The sequence below is a fragment of the Flavobacterium sp. LHD-85 genome (assembly GCF_030929595.1).
In the GTDB taxonomy this organism is placed as follows: domain Bacteria; phylum Bacteroidota; class Bacteroidia; order Flavobacteriales; family Flavobacteriaceae; genus Flavobacterium.
Genome location: NZ_JAVFVR010000003.1, coordinates 69,841 through 88,216, shown reverse-complemented (window position 1 = coordinate 88,216; position 18,376 = coordinate 69,841). Strand labels below are relative to the sequence as shown.

At 34.6% G+C, this 18,376-nt stretch carries 14 protein-coding genes; 4 read left to right on the top strand and 10 right to left on the bottom strand.

Annotated features, from left to right (window positions below):
• Positions 1–7: 7 nt before the first annotated feature.
• The 10 genes from RB618_RS06300 to RB618_RS06255 form a co-directional block, all read right to left on the bottom strand.
• Positions 8–871: a TraB/GumN family protein gene (locus RB618_RS06300; RefSeq protein ID WP_308067975.1), complete on the bottom strand. Its 864-nt coding sequence runs from the start codon at positions 869–871 to the stop codon at positions 8–10.
• A 104-nt stretch (positions 872–975) separates the two neighbouring features.
• Positions 976–2,112 carry a pyridoxal phosphate-dependent aminotransferase family protein gene (locus tag RB618_RS06295; protein ID WP_308067974.1) on the bottom strand — a complete coding sequence of 379 codons (1,137 nt, stop codon included), beginning with the start codon at positions 2,110–2,112 and terminating at the stop codon, positions 976–978.
• A gap of 77 nt (positions 2,113–2,189) precedes the next feature.
• Complete coding sequence (locus RB618_RS06290; protein WP_308067973.1) at positions 2,190–2,828, bottom strand: NAD(P)H-binding protein; 639 nt, start codon at positions 2,826–2,828, stop codon at positions 2,190–2,192.
• A 190-nt stretch (positions 2,829–3,018) separates the two neighbouring features.
• A complete protein-coding gene (locus RB618_RS06285; protein WP_111368086.1) occupies positions 3,019–3,300 on the bottom strand; it encodes a F0F1 ATP synthase subunit epsilon in 282 nt (93 codons plus the stop codon).
• Between the two features lie 96 nt (positions 3,301–3,396).
• Positions 3,397–4,908 (bottom strand): F0F1 ATP synthase subunit beta, encoded by a 1,512-nt coding sequence (gene atpD / locus RB618_RS06280; protein WP_201999372.1) that lies wholly within the window; start codon positions 4,906–4,908, stop codon positions 3,397–3,399.
• 236 nt (positions 4,909–5,144) lie between these two features.
• A complete protein-coding gene (locus RB618_RS06275) occupies positions 5,145–6,698 on the bottom strand; it encodes a G-D-S-L family lipolytic protein (RefSeq protein WP_308067972.1) in 1,554 nt (517 codons plus the stop codon).
• An 84-nt stretch (positions 6,699–6,782) separates the two neighbouring features.
• Positions 6,783–9,611, bottom strand: coding sequence for a TonB-dependent receptor domain-containing protein (locus RB618_RS06270; protein WP_308067971.1), 2,829 nt, complete (start codon positions 9,609–9,611; stop codon positions 6,783–6,785).
• A 311-nt stretch (positions 9,612–9,922) separates the two neighbouring features.
• Positions 9,923–11,773: a glutamine--fructose-6-phosphate transaminase (isomerizing) gene (gene glmS, locus RB618_RS06265; RefSeq protein ID WP_308067970.1), complete on the bottom strand. Its 1,851-nt coding sequence runs from the start codon at positions 11,771–11,773 to the stop codon at positions 9,923–9,925.
• Between the two features lie 9 nt (positions 11,774–11,782).
• Positions 11,783–13,444 carry a DUF4270 domain-containing protein gene (locus RB618_RS06260; RefSeq protein ID WP_308067969.1) on the bottom strand — a complete coding sequence of 554 codons (1,662 nt, stop codon included), beginning with the start codon at positions 13,442–13,444 and terminating at the stop codon, positions 11,783–11,785.
• Between the two features lie 21 nt (positions 13,445–13,465).
• A complete protein-coding gene (locus RB618_RS06255; RefSeq protein ID WP_308067968.1) occupies positions 13,466–14,272 on the bottom strand; it encodes a glycogen/starch synthase in 807 nt (268 codons plus the stop codon).
• A 77-nt stretch (positions 14,273–14,349) separates the two neighbouring features.
• Here RB618_RS06255 and panC point away from each other — a divergent pair, with 77 nt between their 5' ends.
• The 4 genes from panC (at position 14,350) to radA (ending at position 18,313) form a co-directional block, all read left to right on the top strand.
• Complete coding sequence (gene panC / locus RB618_RS06250; protein ID WP_308067967.1) at positions 14,350–15,228, top strand: pantoate--beta-alanine ligase; 879 nt, start codon at positions 14,350–14,352, stop codon at positions 15,226–15,228.
• A 14-nt stretch (positions 15,229–15,242) separates the two neighbouring features.
• On the top strand, positions 15,243–15,593 hold the full coding sequence (gene panD / locus RB618_RS06245; RefSeq protein ID WP_008465481.1) for an aspartate 1-decarboxylase: 351 nt from the start codon (positions 15,243–15,245) through the stop codon (positions 15,591–15,593).
• Between the two features lie 204 nt (positions 15,594–15,797).
• Positions 15,798–16,952 (top strand): alpha/beta hydrolase-fold protein, encoded by a 1,155-nt coding sequence (locus RB618_RS06240; RefSeq protein ID WP_308067966.1) that lies wholly within the window; start codon positions 15,798–15,800, stop codon positions 16,950–16,952.
• Positions 16,952–18,313 carry a DNA repair protein RadA gene (radA, locus tag RB618_RS06235; protein WP_111377621.1) on the top strand — a complete coding sequence of 454 codons (1,362 nt, stop codon included), beginning with the start codon at positions 16,952–16,954 and terminating at the stop codon, positions 18,311–18,313. Before RB618_RS06240 ends, radA begins: the two co-directional genes overlap by 1 nt.
• The last annotated feature ends 63 nt before the right edge of the window (positions 18,314–18,376 follow it).

Genomic DNA, 18,376 nt, shown 5'->3' with positions numbered 1-18,376 from the left:
AACAGATTTAATTCATTACAGGTTTTACAGTATATCCTTCTTTCCTCAATAAATTAATAACTCCCAACTCACCTCCTAAATGCCCTGCTCCAACAGCAATAAAAACACTATTTTGCTTTGCTAACTCAGGTATTTGTTTTACCCAGTTTAAATTTCTATCGTCAAGAATCTTCTTTTTAGTTTTCTCACTTGTAAATCGTTTATCTGTGCTAAACTCATACATTGCTTCAATGTTTTCATTTTTATAAGCATCGACCAATTCAACTGTTTCTTCAGGAGTAGACTCTTCCAAAAGTGTCAGCATTTCATCATTAGAATAAGCATTCTCAAGAATCTCAAATTGAGCCTTGACAAATTCTAATCCAGCAATAGAGATATTTCTTTTTTTGGCTGCATCTGACAACTCCATTTCATAAAATTTTAAATCTAAACAGCCAAAACTTTTAATAGAAATCAAACTCAAAACAGTCAAAAGACTAAAACTATCTACTTGCTGTACCGACATTCCAGTACTCTTTTTTAAAATTGAATCTAGTTTAGCCAATTGTTCTGAAGTTAGCTTTTTACTTAAAGGTTCTTTTCCCATTGCCAATTGCTGCATTTGGCTCATTTCGTTCGGATCTGTAAAGTTGATTTCTAAAAACAATTTATCCGATTTCTCAAAAGCATTTTTGGCTTTTTCAGATAAAAAATAATCTTTAGAACAAATCATATGAATCGTTCCATACAAATAAGAAGGTTTTTGAAGCCCTTTTCCTGAAATCTCCCAAAGAAGAGAATTTTCAAGTTTTGAAGTTTTTGTCTGGGCAGAAATAGTACAAACAAAGAAAAGTGCAAGTATTGTAATTATAAATTGAAATCTAGTTTTCATGAGTAGTTTTTATTTGATTACACCTTGTAAGTAATCGAATAAACGAAACGTTACAAAAAACTTCACTATTTTTTGAAATTTTGGATTTTGAAGAAAATCCGAATTTAAAAAACAAAGTCTCGAACTAGTTCTAAAAGCAGATTAATTTCTTCCTGCGAATTATAACTGTGGATACAAAAACGCAGACGTTCCTGACCCTCTGAAACAATTGGCGAAAGGATCGCTTGTACATCAAATCCTTTATCTTGAAGCTCCTGCGCCAATTTTTTCACATTTTCATTTCCTGGAACTATAGCAGAATGTATTGGAGATTTACTATGAACAAACATTGGTTTTAAACCCAGCAAATTTTTCTGCTGATTAAAAAACACAATATTCTGACGAAGCTTTTCTCTCGTTTCTTTTTCAATTTCTAATTGCTGATAAGCTGTAAAAATTGTTGCAACAGAATGCGGAGACAAACCTGTACTAAAAATAAAGCTTCTTGCAAAATTCACAAGATATTCTTTTAGCTCTACAGATCCTAAAACAGCCGCGCCCTGACATCCTAAACCTTTACCAAAAGTCACTATTCGAGCAAAAAAACGATCGTGCAATTGCAAATACTGTGTCAAGCCTTCTCCTTTTTCTCCAAAAACCCCCAAAGCATGAGCTTCATCAGCAACCAAATAACAATGGTACTTTTCTGAAAGCTGAATCAGTTCTTCGAGATTCGGACTATCACCATCCATCGAAAAAACAGTTTCTGTTACAATGTAAATATTGGTAGTTGGGAATTTAAGGATAAGACGTTCCAAATCTTCAATATCATTATGGATAAAATGATGCGATTGAGCGCTCGTCATTGCAATTCCATCTTTTATTGAAGCATGACATAATTCATCGTACAAAACAACATCATTTTCTTGCGGTACAGCACTAAAAAAACCCAAATTGGCATTATATCCCGAACCAAAAATTAAAGCAGTTTCTGCCTCATGAAATTGCGCTATATAATTTTCGGCAATTTGATAAAGAGAATGGTTTCCTGTAATCAATCTTGAACCAGTTGCTCCATTTTGAAGCATTTCATTTTCCAATAAATAAGCATGAGTGTGCTTGAAAATAATTTCTGATTTAGAAAATCCGATATAATCATTTGAAGAAAAATCTACCAAATTAGTAAAAACAGGGAGTTTCCTAAAAAGATCATTCTTCTTTCTATATTCGATTTTCTGGTTAAGATTTTCAGGTATTTTCATAAAACAAAGTTATGCAATTGAAATTACATCAAAATAAAACAGCGGATACTAAAAGAACCGCTGTATAAATTTAAGATTTAAATTGCACTAATAAAAGGAGATTGTCTGATATAATGTGATTCGACCATCTCTTTCACTATAAACTTCGAAATATCAAAAGCCGAAATTTTTTCTCCCAAACAATCTTCCAAGTTTACAGAGATTTGAGCAGTTTCATCTGAAAAAATGATTAACGGAACTCGAACTTGCGTCCAGTCTATTTTACTTTCAGTCAAAAGATTATAAGTAAATTGTCTGTCTTTTTGAATTTCAGGAAAATTCGTTTTCATCCAATCAGTCGCCATAATTGTTTTGGGACTTTTTTTATCAAATGGCGTATCAATATTCAGCCCAGCCAGCAAAACATACCTTTGAATATCAAGTTTGTCCATCGCTTTTAGAATATTTTTCGTTGCCTGACTTGCGACCATTGGTTCTCCAGGCCTTTGTCCAATTGTACTTAATACTGCCTGACAATCCTTAAGCAATATATTTATAAAATCTTCATTGATAGCATCACCTTTGATAATTTCTATTCTTGAATTTTGAATAGTAAAATTGTCTGGATTTCTTAAAAGAAGTTTTACACTAAATCCGTTTTCTAATAACTGGTTTACAAGATATTTCCCAGTTCTTCCGCCGCCGCCAAGAACAGCGACTTTTGATATATTTTTCATATATATTCTTTATAAAATTTGACATAAAAATTGAGCCCCATTTACTAACGATGAAGCAAAACTGTAAAAACTCACTGAGTTTTTACTATCGAGCAAGTATTTTATAAAGAGATTTTAATAGTTCAAAAGTAATAAAATAAAAAAAGCCAGACAATACTGTCTGGCTTTTCAGCTTATTTTGGAAATCGTTTTAGTCTACTAAAACAATTATCTTATTGTTTTTCATTTCGATTGTTCCTGACTTAATCCCTAAAGTATAAGTTTGGTCATTAACTCTCGTAAATTTATCAGCAGCCTCCTTAGAAAAACTGAAGCTTGGAGCTGCAATTTTAATTGTTCCTTCTTCTAAGATTGAAACAATTGGCGCGTGATGATTTAAAATCTGAAAGCTTCCATTAACTCCTGGCAAAGTAACTGATGTTACCTCTCCTGAAAATAATTTCGCTTCTGGTGATACTATTTCTAAAATCATAACTATTTTTTAAAATTCCAAATTATAAAATTCCAAATCCCAATCTTGGAATTTGGAATTTTTATTTTTTTGATTTTATCAAGCTCTGCTTGATTATTATGCTTCAGCTAACATTTTCTCTCCAGCTTCGATTGCATCTTGAATAGAACCTTTCAAGTTGAAAGCAGCTTCTGGAAGGTGATCTAACTCACCATCGATGATCATGTTAAATCCTTTGATAGTATCTTTAATATCAACTAATACACCTGGGATACCTGTAAATTGCTCTGCTACGTGGAATGGCTGAGACAAGAAACGTTGTACACGACGTGCTCTTGCTACTGCAAGTTTATCTTCTTCAGATAACTCCTCCATACCAAGGATCGCGATGATATCTTGTAATTGTTTGTATTTTTGAAGAATTTCTTTAACTCTTTGTGCACAGTCGTAGTGCTCGTTTCCTAAAATTTGAGGAGTTAAAATTCTAGAAGTAGAATCTAACGGGTCAACCGCAGGATAGATACCTAACTCAGCAATTTTACGAGACAATACAGTTGTAGCATCTAAGTGGGCGAAAGTTGTAGCTGGCGCCGGGTCAGTTAAGTCATCCGCAGGAACGTAAACCGCTTGTACAGATGTAATAGATCCTTTGTTTGTAGATGTAATACGCTCTTGCATAGCACCCATTTCAGTTGCTAATGTTGGTTGGTAACCTACCGCGGATGGCATACGACCTAAAAGTGCTGATACCTCAGAACCTGCTTGTGTAAAACGGAAGATATTATCAACGAAGAATAATACGTCTTTACCTTGGTCTGATCCAGCTCCATCACGGAAATACTCAGCGATAGATAATCCTGAAAGTGCTACACGAGCACGAGCTCCAGGTGGCTCATTCATTTGTCCGAAAACGAAAGTAGCTTTAGACTCTCTCATTCCTGGCATATCTACTTTAGACAAATCCCATCCTCCATTTTCCATAGAGTGCATGAAATCATCACCGTATTTAATAATTCCTGACTCTAACATCTCACGAAGCAAGTCATTTCCTTCACGTGTTCTTTCTCCTACTCCAGCGAATACAGAAAGTCCACCGTGACCTTTTGCAATATTGTTGATCAACTCCTGAATCAATACTGTTTTACCAACACCAGCACCACCAAACAATCCAATTTTACCTCCTTTTGCATAAGGCTCGATCAAATCGATTACTTTGATACCTGTAAATAAAACTTCAGATGAAGTTGATAAATCTTCAAATTTTGGTGCAGGTCTGTGAATTGGCAGACCGTTTTCTCCAGTTTTTGGCAAATCACCTAAACCATCAATTGCATCTCCAACAACATTAAATAATCTTCCATATACGTCTGGACCGATTGGCATTTGGATTGGATTTCCAGTTCCAACTACCTCATATCCTCTAGACAAACCGTCTGTAGAGTCCATAGAGATCGTACGAACAGTGTTTTCTCCAATGTGAGATTGTACTTCAAGAACTAAAATTGTTCCGTCTTTTTTAGTGACTTCTAGTGAATCATAAATTTTTGGAAGTTCAACATCTTTACCGTTGAAAACTACGTCTACTACTGGTCCAATGATTTGAGCAACTTTTCCTATTACTTTTGACATTACTTATGTATTTATTAAATAGCTATTTAGGTTTATCGAAAATACCTCTTTTTTCAGAGCGCAAAGATAATTTTTTAAAATATAAAATCAATTTTTTTTTCATAAAAAATAGCATGATTTTGTTTGATTCATAAAACTTGCCCAAAAAACAACAAAAACAGCATTTTTTTAATAAAAGAAAAAAACCGCTTCATTGGTATAAATGAGCGGTTTTTTGAAACTTAAAATAGTTTTGATTATAATTTTGCAGGAAACAAAACTGGATAATTACCAATATCTACTCCTTTTAAATTTGAACCATATTTAGCATTAATAACCTGGATAAATTTATTAGCTATAAAAGCATATCCTCTTGGTGAAGGGTGGACTCCGTCTAAAGAAAACATACCACCAGTAACAAATGTCGCTTTCAATGTAAAATTATTCATTGTAACTCCGTTTGGCTTATTTAAATCTGCCATGATTGATTCAGCATCAACAATCGCTAAACCATTTGCCTCAGCAACAGTTTTTATAGTCAGATTATAAGCAGCAGTAGCTACGCCTATTTCTGCTACTTCAGATGGCAATAAAACATATCTGTCTGGCAAAGGGAAAGTAACTCCTAATTGAGACAAAGAAGGCGAAGGCGAAGCAACCCCGTCGGCAGCTACCGTTGGAACTTTTCCAATTCTAGAAGAAGCGCCTAAAACAATCAAATCTGTAGGCAATGCTTGTCTTGCTCTTCCAAAAACCATTCCCATTGCTGTTGCGGTACCAGCATCTAATCCACCACCCATCAGCACAGCTTTTAAATTTGCCGATAAATCTGGTAAATTTTCATCTACAATAAGTAATGGATTATTTCCTGTTGCAGACAAAAGTTTAATTCTGTCACCTTGACCTAAATAAGCCAATGCATTATGCAATGGCCCATACAATTGTGCATTCAAAGTACCAACCAAGCTAACTCCATTAACACTTAAATTAGATTGCTTTAATTGATTATAAGCTATTACACGAAAATGAGGAAGAGTCGAAATATTTGGAAGATTTGCTACAACTCCTTTTCTTCCACCCGCAACCAATTGAGTAACCAAACCTTTGTAAGCCGCATCAAAAGTTGCTGGAGGCGTTAAAGGATTTACCGTAGGATCTCCACCTGCAGTCGCATAACCTAATTCGTCATTTCCTCCAATCCACAAAGAAAAGAAAGTTGGATTCTGACTTAAAGCATCTGCTAAAACTGTAGTTGTTGCGCTAGATGCAAAACGCGCAAAATAAGGATTTGCAGTTCCTGCCATTACACCCGCCGCATTACCATAACCAGGCGCCAACAAATGAAAACTTTTAGCACCAGGAACTCCTAAATTATTAAAAGATCCAGACAAATGCGCTGTAACTTCAGTAGTTGGCACCCCCACAATAGGATCTACCGTCGATTCTGGATGGGTTGGCGTTACAGTCGTATTAAAATATAAACGCTGACCAGCGATAACATTTCCTCCTAATAATAACCCTCCTATATTATCACTTGCAAAAGGCGTTTTAAACTCACCTCCTCCTACCAAAGCAAATTGCTGCGCCAAAATATTTGGATATGCTCCTTCCTGACCTTTAATAAAAAGCGCATTATCACTAAATCCTGCCGCAAAAGAATCTCCTAAAGCAACATACTTAGAAAAATCAGCACTTCCTGCAGTCAAAGCCTTACCATCAGATGACTCTACCACCGGAGCCACTTCATCATCACTATTACAAGCCATAAAGGTTAACGAAACCAATAAAAGCCACTTGAAATTTTTTATCATAATTTATATTTTTTATAATTATTCGCTTCTAAACTTGGCATTCAGAAACATAAATAATGAATTTGACTTAGAGTTTACAATCAATTATGGGTTAATAGTCCAAGAAGCAAAATACTGCTGTCCGATTAATCCAGCTCCAATTACTTGGTAGTATTCTTTTCCGCCAATATTAGCTGCTCCTAATTTTACAACTGATTTCAATTTTGGAATTCCATAATTTATCTGAGCATCAATTACAGTCGCTTCTTTAATTATACCATCAGCAAAACCAGCTTGCCATAAATATTCACTGTTCCATCTTCCGCTAACATTAAATCCGAAATTCTTAAACAGCTTATCATTTCCAATTGACATTTTAATTCTATGTTTTGGCGTATTAAATCCAGGCTCAAAACTTGGGTCTTTTGCTTGATCAAAATCGAACTGAGCATAGTTATAATTCACTCCCAATTCAAAATCAGCAATAATTTTTCTTGAAAGTCCAACTCCAAATCCTAATGAGTTTATTTCCACATCTGAATTAGTATATAATTGATATGTTCTATATTCTCCATTTTGAAGCGCTCTAATTGACTGAACTCCCGGATCAGAAGTTCCTGCAGCAATATTAGGATTATCCTGAGCAGTTCCATAGAAAGGAGAAACGACATTTAAATTACCAATAAAGTTGTTGTAAATATTATAGTACCCATTAATATCTATCGATGTACCATCAAAAACTGAACGATACCCTAACTCAAAAGCTTTTACTTCTTCAGGTTTCACATAATTTGCTCTAGACTTTTTTAGTAGCGCTGCCGCCGCAACCGGGTCTGTTCCTGCCATTGCAGAAAATGCAGTTACTGAACTTGCTATATAAGAATTCCCATAAGCATCATTACCATTCATAACTTTTGTCGGACTTCCTGTATAACCCTGACCTTCTGCACTCAGAGTAAAAGTTTCATTAAACCTTGTCAAGTTATCAGGAGCAGAACCAAGTAATACTGCATTTCCAATATTAAATCCTATATATTGGTCTTGTGTTGTAGGGTTTCTAAAACCTGTTTGGAAAGACCCTCTGAAATTGTGATTTCTTTTTTCTCCGGCAGAATACACAAGAGACAAACGTGGAGAAAAATTACCGTCGAAGTTCTTAGATTTATCATAACGAAGAGATCCTGTAAACTTCAATCTGTCGTCCATAAATTTTTTCATCAATTGTGCATATGCACCATACTCATTGTAATTTATCTGACTATTAGCATCGGTATAGATTCTTCCGTGAGAATTTAACTCATATGCTCTAAAAGAACCTCCAACTTGAATTTCGGCAAATTTTATTATATCTCTAAAATTATAATTTGCATCTGAGTGATACATTTTTGAATTATCAACCAATTTAGATCCACTTAAAACATCTGGATCACTTATAACCTGATTAAAAGCATTTTTAAACTCTGCAGTACCAGGCAAAAAACGACCTGTATCAGCCGTAGATCTTGCAGTTGCATGAGCCTGTTCTGGCGTCATACCCCCTAAAGCTCCTTGAATAAACGCTCCTGCATATTGACCAAACCACGTATTATCGTCTTTCCATTTTCTATTTACATTGATACCAGTAAAAATCATATCATAAGATTTTCCCCCATCTTCACCAGTCATATAACCTCTCACAAAAAAGTTTTTCCCTTTAAGTTCTAATTTATTCTGGTACATAAAAAAGTTATTCAAATAATATCTGTTTGCTCCTTGATACACAGCATTTCCAGTACCAATTTTACTTTGCCAGATCACTTCCAATCTTTCATCTCCAAAAGGCCTTGCATGCAAAGAAAAATCAACTTTCATATTTGCCGCTTTATTATCTGTTAAATCAATCTCATTATATCCCGTTCTACTAACCATAGAATTTGGCAAAAGATTAGATGCTCCAGCCGGAATTAACCCCATTGCCTCTAACTTCTGGCCAACACCTTTTATATTTGTCGCAGCCTCATCTCCATAAACGTTGATTCCATCATAGCTAGGATTTGTTCTATCAATACCTGCTCTTGTCTTATCATCATAATTTGTAGCATACCAATCTGTAGCCTGCATATAAGTAAAGTTTGCTTTAGCAGCGATATATTTATTAAAAGCTCGAGCGAAGCGAACACCAAAATCGTAATAACCATTTGTGCCCGCTGCTTCTTGTGAAGTTACTCCATATTTTAAATAAGCCGAAACACCTTGATTTGTAAACGGACTTTTACTAGTCATAAACAAAATACCATTAAAGGCATTGGCTCCATATAAAGCAGACGAAGCTCCAGGAAGCAATTCTACACTTTGAACATCGATTTCCGAAACCCCAATCATGTTTCCTAAAACGAAATTCAATAATGGAGATGCATTATCCATTCCATCTACCAACTGCATGAAACGAGTATTTGCTACCGTCGCAAATCCCCTCGTATTGATTGACTTAAACGACATACTACTCGTATTCATCTGCACTTCTTTCATGTTTTCCAAACCATCATAAAAAGAAGGAGAAGCTGTTCTTTTAATTTCTTGCACACCCATTCTCTCAATAGTTACAGGAGATTCTAGAACTCTCTCTGGTGTTCTTGATGCCGAAACTACAATTTCATCCAATTTCGTTTCTTCACCTTTTAAAATTACATTTACTTTTTGATTTGCTGCCGTTACACTTACCGTTTTAGATTCAAATCCTACCGCAGTAACCTTTACAGAAAAAGGCAACTTAGCATTAGTAGTTAATTTAAACGATCCGTCAAAATCTGTAGAAGCACCGGTGTTTTCTCCTACAACAACAACATTAGCACCTGGAATAGATTGTTTGTTACCATCCGTAACCGAACCTGTAATTGTATTCTGCGCAAAGGATATTCCGCTGAATAACAACATAATTAGCAAGTAGACTCTCATTTTGGGTTAGTTTTTTGTTAGTATATATAGCCAAAATACACAAATATTTTAATATGCATAAAAAAACGTTAAATAAAATTAATATTTATCACCATTTTACACAATATTTTAACTATTTACTAATTCAATTTATTAAAATAAAAACAAATAAAACCTAAAGAAAAATCAGTTTACTATGCATACATATAAATTTTTCTCAAAAAACTGAAAAATTCATAAAAATACATATGCTCAAAAAAATTTTTGACAATAAAAAAAAGCGAGACTTAAATCTCGCTTTTTTAACATATTTTATATTTTTAAAATAGAATCTATTCTACTGTAACCGACTTCGCTAAGTTACGAGGTTGGTCAACATTACAGCCTCTCATTACGGCAATGTAATAAGAAAGCAGTTGCAACGGAATTGTTGTAACTAATGGCGATAATGCATCTGAAGTTTCTGGAATTTCGATTACATAATCTGCCAATTCCCGAACTTGAGTATCACCTTTTGTAACTACAGCGATAATTTTACCACTTCTTGATTTAATTTCTTGAATATTACTTACAATTTTATCGTAATGCCCTTGCTTTGGAGCAATCACAATAACTGGCATAAGTTCGTCAATTAACGCAATCGGACCATGTTTCATCTCTGCTGCAGGATATCCTTCAGCGTGGATATATGAAATCTCTTTTAATTTCAACGCACCTTCTAAAGCAACCGGGAAATTATATCCTCTACCTAAATAAAGACAGTTTGGCGAATCTTTAAATGCAGCAGCAATTTCTTTTGCTTTATCATTAGTTTCTAATGCTTCAGCAACTTTCTCAGGAATAATTTCCAATTCTTGAAGGTAAGTATGGAAATCTGTATTTGACAATGTTCCTTTTGCTTTTCCTAAACGTAAAGCAATCATCGTTAATACTGTAATCTGAGTAGTAAATGCTTTTGTAGAAGCTACTCCAATTTCTGGTCCTGCATGTGTATAAGCACCTGCATGGCTCTCTCTAGAAATAGAAGACCCCACAACGTTACAAACTCCAAATACAAATGCTCCGTTTTCTTTAGCCAATTTAATAGCCGCCATAGTATCTGCAGTTTCACCAGATTGCGAAATAGCGATAACTACGTCATCTTTATTGATAATTGGATTTCTGTATCTAAATTCAGAAGCATACTCTACTTCAACAGGAATACGGGTAAATTCCTCAAAGATATACTCTGCTACTAAACCTGCGTGCCAAGAAGTTCCGCACGCTACGATAAGAATACGTTTTGCGTTTAAGAATTTCTCCAAGTTATCTTCAACACCAGCCATCTGAACAATTCCTTCATTTGCATGAAGTCTTCCTCTGTAAGTATCTTTAATTACACTTGGTTGCTCATAGATTTCTTTAAGCATGAAATGATCATACCCTCCTTTTTCAATCTGCTCCAAATTCATTTGAAGTTCTTGAATATAAGGATCTACTAAAGAGTCATCCTGAATTTTTCTAATTTTAATAGGCTTATGCAATCTGATATTAGCCATTTCACCATCTTCCAAATAAACTGCATTAGAAGTATATTCAATAAACGGTGAAGCATCAGAAGCAACAAAATATTCTCCTTCTCCAACTCCAATCGCCAACGGACTTCCTAATCTCGCCGCTACAAGTTCATTTGGATTCTTTTTATCAAAAACAGCAATTGCATACGCACCAACAACTTGGTTTAATGCTATCTGAACTGCTTTACCTAATTTAATATTTTCTTTCTTTTGAACTTCTTCTATTAAATTAACTAAAACCTCAGTATCTGTATCCGATTTAAAAGTATAACCTCTTTTGATAAGCTCCTCTTTCAAAGGCGCATAATTCTCGATAATTCCGTTATGGATAATAGCCAAATCTCCAGAATTAGAAAGATGAGGGTGTGAATTCACGTCATTTGGAACACCGTGAGTTGCCCAACGCGTGTGTCCAATTCCAATATTTCCGTTTATTGTAAAACCTTCACTGGCTTTAGTCTCAAGATCGGAAACTTTACCTTTTGTTTTGCAAACTTTAATGCCTGCCTCTTCGTCATACAACATAACGCCGGCACTATCATATCCTCTGTACTCAAGACGCTTTAATCCTTTTATTACAATAGGATAAGCCTCTCGGTGACCGATATATCCAACAATTCCACACATATATATTTATTAATTTGGTTTCGTGTAGTAAACTTCAAGTTTTAATCTTTTGTCATCTGGAACAGAAGCTTTTCCTCCAAACAAGATCGTACCCAAAGGATTCATTACTGATGTTCTAGGCACTGCAGAAAAATATTTTGCAGCCTGATCTGGATTTTCCTTATTTATTTGAATTTTTTCCTTCAGCGCATTAAGCGAAATTGTAGTTACACTTTGGGAAACAACCAGTCCTAAATCAACATTTTTAGCCGTTGCATCTTTTATCAAGTTACGAATATGGCTTGTGATTCTCATTTTATAACTTTTTCCTCTTTTATCAGAACCCAAAGTAATTACCCCTCCAAAAGCCGATGCAGCATCTGCGGAATAATCTACTAGAACAGCATTATTTGTCAAATCATACAAATACACTCTATTTGGCTCTTCTGCACCAGTCATTTTATCAGCGTCAATATAAAATACTAAATTAGCTTCGTTAACCTTCCAGTTCTTATGAACAACATTACTTCTAATTTCATCTAATTGGTCAGGAACCCCATTTGCTCCAGTTACTGGTTCACCAGCTGAATTATAACTTAAAACATCCGTCTGATTAAACAGTCTTAAAATCGCCAAAGATCCTTGACCTCCTTTCAAGTAAAGCCTTTCATCTCCTTCTGTTTTATTCACATTTGTAGTTATAGCACTTGTGTAATCTGGATTTCGAGTATCTTGGAGAAAATTAGCCGTATTTGATGTAGTCGCACTCGCACCCTTCAAATTCATAACAATTGTTTTACTCTCCATAGTAGTGTCAGGATCCGTCGTAGACTCCGTCTTGGCTTTGTAATAAATTGTAATTTTACCTTCGCTAAAATTCATTAATGCCATATTACTCGGACTAGACCCAGACTTTTCAACATTAAAATACAAACCTCTAAAATATTCTTGAAAAATATCCTCGGCTCCAAGTTTCGAAGCATCGGCTTTTAGTATTTTATCTTGAAAAAACTTCGTGTCTAAATGCAAACGCATTTCTGGCTTTACTCGATTAAGCGTTTTTTTGCCATCTGTTGTAATACTATCTTTGTACTCTGCTGCACTGAAAAAGAATTCATCATTTTCAAGCTTATTAGTACTATTATTTAATCTCTCCCCTTTTTTTTCATTAAAAAAATCGGCGTTTTGATCTGTATAATAAAACTGTGGCAATTGGCTACCACCACTAAAATAACTATTTCTCATCTGGATACCAGATTCATAAACACTTAGTTTAATTTTTCCATTTTTATCTCCGTAAATAGAATCTAATTCATACTTACTATTCCCTTTATCATCAGTAGAGATAACATGACTATAATAAGGAATCTGTACTCTAACACTATCAATAACTGGAGCTTCCCCAACTGTTAGAGAATAAGAAGCAAGCCCTACTTGAGTAGTAAAATTTGCAGTTGTTGTGCCAAAAAGAGGGTTATCAAAAATACCAAGAGCATTTGGCGACATATTATTTGACTGAACTGGAGTAACTTCTTGATTAAAAGCTAAAACATCATATTTTTCAGATTCAAGTCCAAAGTGATCATCACCAACCAAACCTTCACCAATCGCATTAAAATCTTTGTCGCAAGAATATAAAAAAACAGCAATAACAGCTAATAGAGATTTCTTAAAAAAAGAAGTTTTATACATGTCTAATAATAAAATTAAAATTTAAAGTCCAAATGTTCTGTAGAAATTTGTATAAGCATCAGCAAACGCATCTTTCGTGGCGAAAGGTAAAAAAGGTTTTCCTGAAGATTCTATAAATTTTGTTAAACTTGGAGAAACATTTTCTGACGCAATAATTACACCATCTGAATGTAAAATGCTAGCTTTTAAAACATTCTCGTAATTTGGAGTTTCCAAATCTGATACCGCATCGTGAGGAACGCCATCAAATTTAACTTTATTGATCATTTCTAGATCTAGATTTTCATCAAATGACTGTCCGTAAACAGAAGTGATGATTTTAGTCTCAGAGAACAATGCTTCATGTTTATAATAATGCTTCATATAAATCGGAAGCATTGATGCAAGCCAGCCATGAACATGTATAATATCTGGAACCCAGTTTAATTTTTTTACAGTCTCTACAACACCTTTTGCAAAGAAAATGGCCCTCTCGTCATTATCAGGATATAAAGCACCTTCTTCATCTGTAAAAGTGGCTTTACGTTTAAAATATTCATCATTATCGATAAAATAAACCTGGATTCTTTCTTTCGGAATCGATGCTACTTTAATAATCAACGGCATGTCTAAGTCATTCACTACCAAATTCATCCCTGAAAGTCTAATCACTTCATGCAATTGGTGTCTTCTCTCATTGATATTCCCATATCTTGGCATGAAAATTCTTATCTGACCGCCTTGATCATTAATCATTTTCGGTACGTCATAAGACATTAAAGAAACCTCATTTTCAGCCAAATAAGGCACGACTTCAGATGATACGTATAATATCCTCTTATCTTTCATAATAGTATTTTACTTAATTTTGGTAATAAAAACGTCGCAAAATTACAAAAATTTATGCAGTTTATAACTAATATATTATGTTTGCACTAAATTTTAATAATACCTCAATGCATATTTTCTACAGTAAAGCAGCGTTGATAGCCTATCTTAAAACTATCAAAACCGCAAATTCAACTATCGGATTTGTACCAACAATGGGCGCTTTACACCAAGGACATTTGGCTTTAATGCAACGTTCGCTTAAAGAAAACGACGACACAGTAGTGAGCATTTTTGTCAATCCAACACAATTTAACAACCCAGAAGATTTAGCAAAATATCCTAGGACACTAGAAGAAGATGTTAAGAAAATGCGTACATTAAGTGATAAAATTATTTTATACGCACCTTCAGTTGAAGATATTTATGAAGGAAATACTGTTTCGCAGCCTTTTGATTTTGATGGATTAGAAAACCAGATGGAAGGAAAATTCAGACCTGGGCATTTTAATGGCGTTGGAACAATTGTCAAAAGACTATTCGAAATCGTAACTCCAACCAATGCTTACTTTGGAGAAAAAGATTTTCAGCAGCTTCAAATTGTCAAAAAATTAGTTGAAAAAACAGAATTGCCAGTAAACATTGTTGGATGTCCAATTTTTAGGGAAGAAAACCAGCTTGCAATGAGTTCACGTAATGAACGTTTGACAGCAGAGGAAAGAAAAGATGCTTCGATCATTTACAAAACTTTAACTGAGGCAAAAGAGATTTTTCAAAATCATAGCCCGCAAGAAACAATCGAATTTGTAGAAAATTCTTTCAAAGACAACAAAGAGTTCGAACTTGAGTATTTTGTTATTGCTGACGAATCTACACTTTTATCTATCGATAAGAAAGAGAATGACAAAAAATATCGAGCATTTATAGCGGTATTTGTTAATTCTATAAGACTGATTGACACCATTTCATTAAATTAATCTAACTTTGCATCATGCAAATTCAAGTTATAAAATCAAAAATTCATCGTGTTAAAGTAACGGGTGCCGATTTAAATTATATTGGCAGCATTACTATTGATGAAACTTTACTAGAAGCTTCAAATATTATTGAAGGCGAAAAAGTATCTATTGTTAATATTAATAATGGCGAACGTTTTGAAACTTACGCTATTAAAGGCGAAAAAAATTCAGGAGAAATTACTCTGAATGGTCCAGCTGCGAGAAAAGTTCAAAAAGATGACATCATCATCATCATTTCTTATGCAACCTTGGATTTTGAAGAAGCGAAAACTTTCAAACCTTGGATTATTTTCCCTAACGAAAATGATAATTCGCTAACCTAATCAATTCTTTCTTTTTTAAGAATTTACTTTCTTTGTCAAAAGCTATTTTTGAACAAAGAATTCTTCTTTTGTCTCAATCCAAAAAGATTCTGACGCTAAAACATTGTGCTTCAATCTTTACTCCAATTAACAAAGAAGCAAATAAAATAGTATATTGCTACACTATTTTCGATACATTTTTAATTTACTGAAATGCCACAAATCATGAAAAAAGTTTACCTACTGACACTTTTGATTTCGTTCTCGACGTTTGCCCAAAAAACGTTCGATAATATTAAATCAGAAAAACTGGGAGAAGAACGCAGAATTACGATCGGACTTCCTGCTTCTTATGAAGCAAACAAAGACAAAAAATACCCTGTTCTTTATTTATTGGATGGAGATTACTTATTTGATCCTTTTTCTGGAGCCGTAAGTTATGCTACTTATTGGGATGACATTCCAGAAATGATTATCATCGGAATTCATCAAAACAAAGACGAAGAACGCTATGATGACACAACAATAGATCAAAACGAAGGCCTTCCTTTTGAAAAAGGCGCAAAGTTTTTCGAATTTATCGGAGCAGAATTAATTCCATATATTGAAAAAAAATATCGCACCTCGCCTTTCAGACTTATTGCAGGTCACGATGTAACAGCGAGTTTTGCTAATTTCTATTTATATAAAGAGATTCCGCTTTTTAATGCCTACATCTGTTTAAGCCCGGAGCTTGCTCCAAAAATGGAAGTGCGCATTGCAGAGAAATTTGCTAAAATAAAAAGCCCTATTTTCTATTACCTTTCTGCTGGAGAAGGTGATATCAAAAAAATTAAAGAGCCTATTGAAAAATTAAACAGCAATATTAAAATTGCCAATAATCCGTTAGTGAATTATAAATATGATGTTTTTAAAGGTGCAACACATTACACAGAAGTTTTGCATTCTATACCAAGTGCATTGTACCAGATTTTTGAAGTTTACCGTCCTATAAATTCGGCCGAATACAACGACAAAATTGCGGTTCTTCAAACAGGTTATGCAGAATATTTAGAAAAAAAATACGCAGCAATGTCTGAGGTTTTAGGAGTTCAAATTCCAGTTAGGATGAGCGATTTTAAAGTAATGGAAAATCTTATTTTAAAAAGAAACGCTTACGATGAATTGGGAAAAATGGCCGAAATTGGAAATGTAAATTATCCAAAAGCTATGTTGGGAGAATATGAATTAGGTTTGATGTACGAAAAAATGGGCGATCCTAAACACGCTTCAAAAAAATATCAAAATGCTTCACAAATGGAGCCAATTGGCGATTTGAACAAAGACTTGATGTATGAGAAAATTGACGAAATGAATACACTTGCTAAAAAAAGTAAATAATGTCAAAAGTTAAAACTTCCTTTTTCTGCCAAAACTGCGGAACCCAATATGCCAAATGGCAAGGGCAATGCAACGCGTGCAAAGAATGGAATACGATTGCCGAAGAAATCATTCAGAAACAGGATAAAGTGGCTTGGAAAAGTGAACCTACTCCAACAAGCAAAGCACCAAAACCTTTAAAAATTAACGAAATTGATTCTACCCAGGAAGTCCGAATGGACACTACCGATGGCGAATTGAATCGTGTTTTAGGTGGCGGACTTGTTCCTGGTTCTTTAACGCTTTTGGGTGGCGAACCTGGCATCGGAAAAAGTACACTTTTACTTCAAGTATCATTAAAATTACCATACAAAACCTTATATGTTTCAGGCGAGGAAAGTCAGAAACAAATAAAAATGCGTGCAGAAAGAATTACACCAAACAGCGACAACTGTTATATTCTTACTGAAACCAAAACGCAGAACATCTTTAAACAAATCGAAACTATTCAGCCTGAAGTAGTCATAATTGACTCCATTCAGACTTTGCATACTGATTATATCGAATCGACTGCCGGAAGTATTTCACAAATTCGTGAAACCACTGCCGAATTAATCAAATTTGCCAAAGAAAGTAATATTCCAGTAATCTTAATTGGCCATATTACCAAAGACGGAAATATCGCAGGACCTAAAATTCTAGAACACATGGTTGATACCGTTCTTCAGTTTGAGGGAGACAGAAATCATATTTATAGAATTTTGCGTTCGCTAAAAAACCGTTTTGGTTCAACTTCTGAACTTGGCATTTATGAAATGCTCGGAAGCGGATTAAGAGAAGTCAGCAATCCTTCAGAAATTCTGATTTCACATAAAGACGAAGAATTATCTGGAACAGCAATTGCCACAACTTTAGAAGGCATGCGCCCGCTGATGATCGAAATACAATCTTTGGTTAGCACCGCAGTTTACGGAACACCGCAACGAAGCACAACAGGCTACAACGCCAAAAGGCTAAACATGATTTTGGCTGTTTTAGAAAAAAGAGCTGGATTTCGTTTAGGTGCAAAAGACGTTTTCCTGAATGTTACAGGCGGAATTTCTGTTGACGATCCCGCAATTGACTTGGCCGTTGTTGCTGCAATTTTATCTTCTAATGAAGATATTCCGGTTGGAAAAGGTTTCTGTTTTGCTGGCGAAGTCGGGCTTTCTGGCGAAATTCGTCCTGTTAATCGCGTAGACCAACGTATTCAAGAGGCTGAAAAATTAGGTTTCGATACCATCTTTGTTTCCAAATACAATAAAATAGCTTTAAAGAATACGGGAATTAAAATTGAACTTGTTGCAAAAATTGAAGATGTTGCAAGTATTTTATTTGGCTAATTTTCTAGAAGAACAAACATAAAAAAAAATCCTGCTCTCGAGTCTGATACTCTCATAAGCAGG

What these genes read in the sequence shown, in the direction of transcription:
- RB618_RS06300 (WP_308067975.1), bottom strand. Translation starts at nt 871, where the DNA reads ATGAAAACTAGATTTCAATTTATAATTACAATACTTGCACTTTTCTTT.
- RB618_RS06295 (WP_308067974.1), bottom strand. Translation starts at nt 2,112, where the DNA reads ATGAAAATACCTGAAAATCTTAACCAGAAAATCGAATATAGAAAGAAG.
- RB618_RS06290 (WP_308067973.1), bottom strand. Translation starts at nt 2,828, where the DNA reads ATGAAAAATATATCAAAAGTCGCTGTTCTTGGCGGCGGCGGAAGAACT.
- RB618_RS06285 (WP_111368086.1), bottom strand. Translation starts at nt 3,300, where the DNA reads ATGATTTTAGAAATAGTATCACCAGAAGCGAAATTATTTTCAGGAGAG.
- atpD (WP_201999372.1), bottom strand. Translation starts at nt 4,908, where the DNA reads ATGTCAAAAGTAATAGGAAAAGTTGCTCAAATCATTGGACCAGTAGTA.
- RB618_RS06275 (WP_308067972.1), bottom strand. Translation starts at nt 6,698, where the DNA reads ATGATAAAAAATTTCAAGTGGCTTTTATTGGTTTCGTTAACCTTTATG.
- RB618_RS06270 (WP_308067971.1), bottom strand. Translation starts at nt 9,611, where the DNA reads ATGAGAGTCTACTTGCTAATTATGTTGTTATTCAGCGGAATATCCTTT.
- glmS (WP_308067970.1), bottom strand. Translation starts at nt 11,773, where the DNA reads ATGTGTGGAATTGTTGGATATATCGGTCACCGAGAGGCTTATCCTATT.
- RB618_RS06260 (WP_308067969.1), bottom strand. Translation starts at nt 13,444, where the DNA reads ATGTATAAAACTTCTTTTTTTAAGAAATCTCTATTAGCTGTTATTGCT.
- RB618_RS06255 (WP_308067968.1), bottom strand. Translation starts at nt 14,272, where the DNA reads ATGAAAGATAAGAGGATATTATACGTATCATCTGAAGTCGTGCCTTAT.
- panC (WP_308067967.1), top strand. Translation starts at nt 14,350, where the DNA reads ATGTTTGCACTAAATTTTAATAATACCTCAATGCATATTTTCTACAGT.
- panD (WP_008465481.1), top strand. Translation starts at nt 15,243, where the DNA reads ATGCAAATTCAAGTTATAAAATCAAAAATTCATCGTGTTAAAGTAACG.
- RB618_RS06240 (WP_308067966.1), top strand. Translation starts at nt 15,798, where the DNA reads ATGAAAAAAGTTTACCTACTGACACTTTTGATTTCGTTCTCGACGTTT.
- radA (WP_111377621.1), top strand. Translation starts at nt 16,952, where the DNA reads ATGTCAAAAGTTAAAACTTCCTTTTTCTGCCAAAACTGCGGAACCCAA.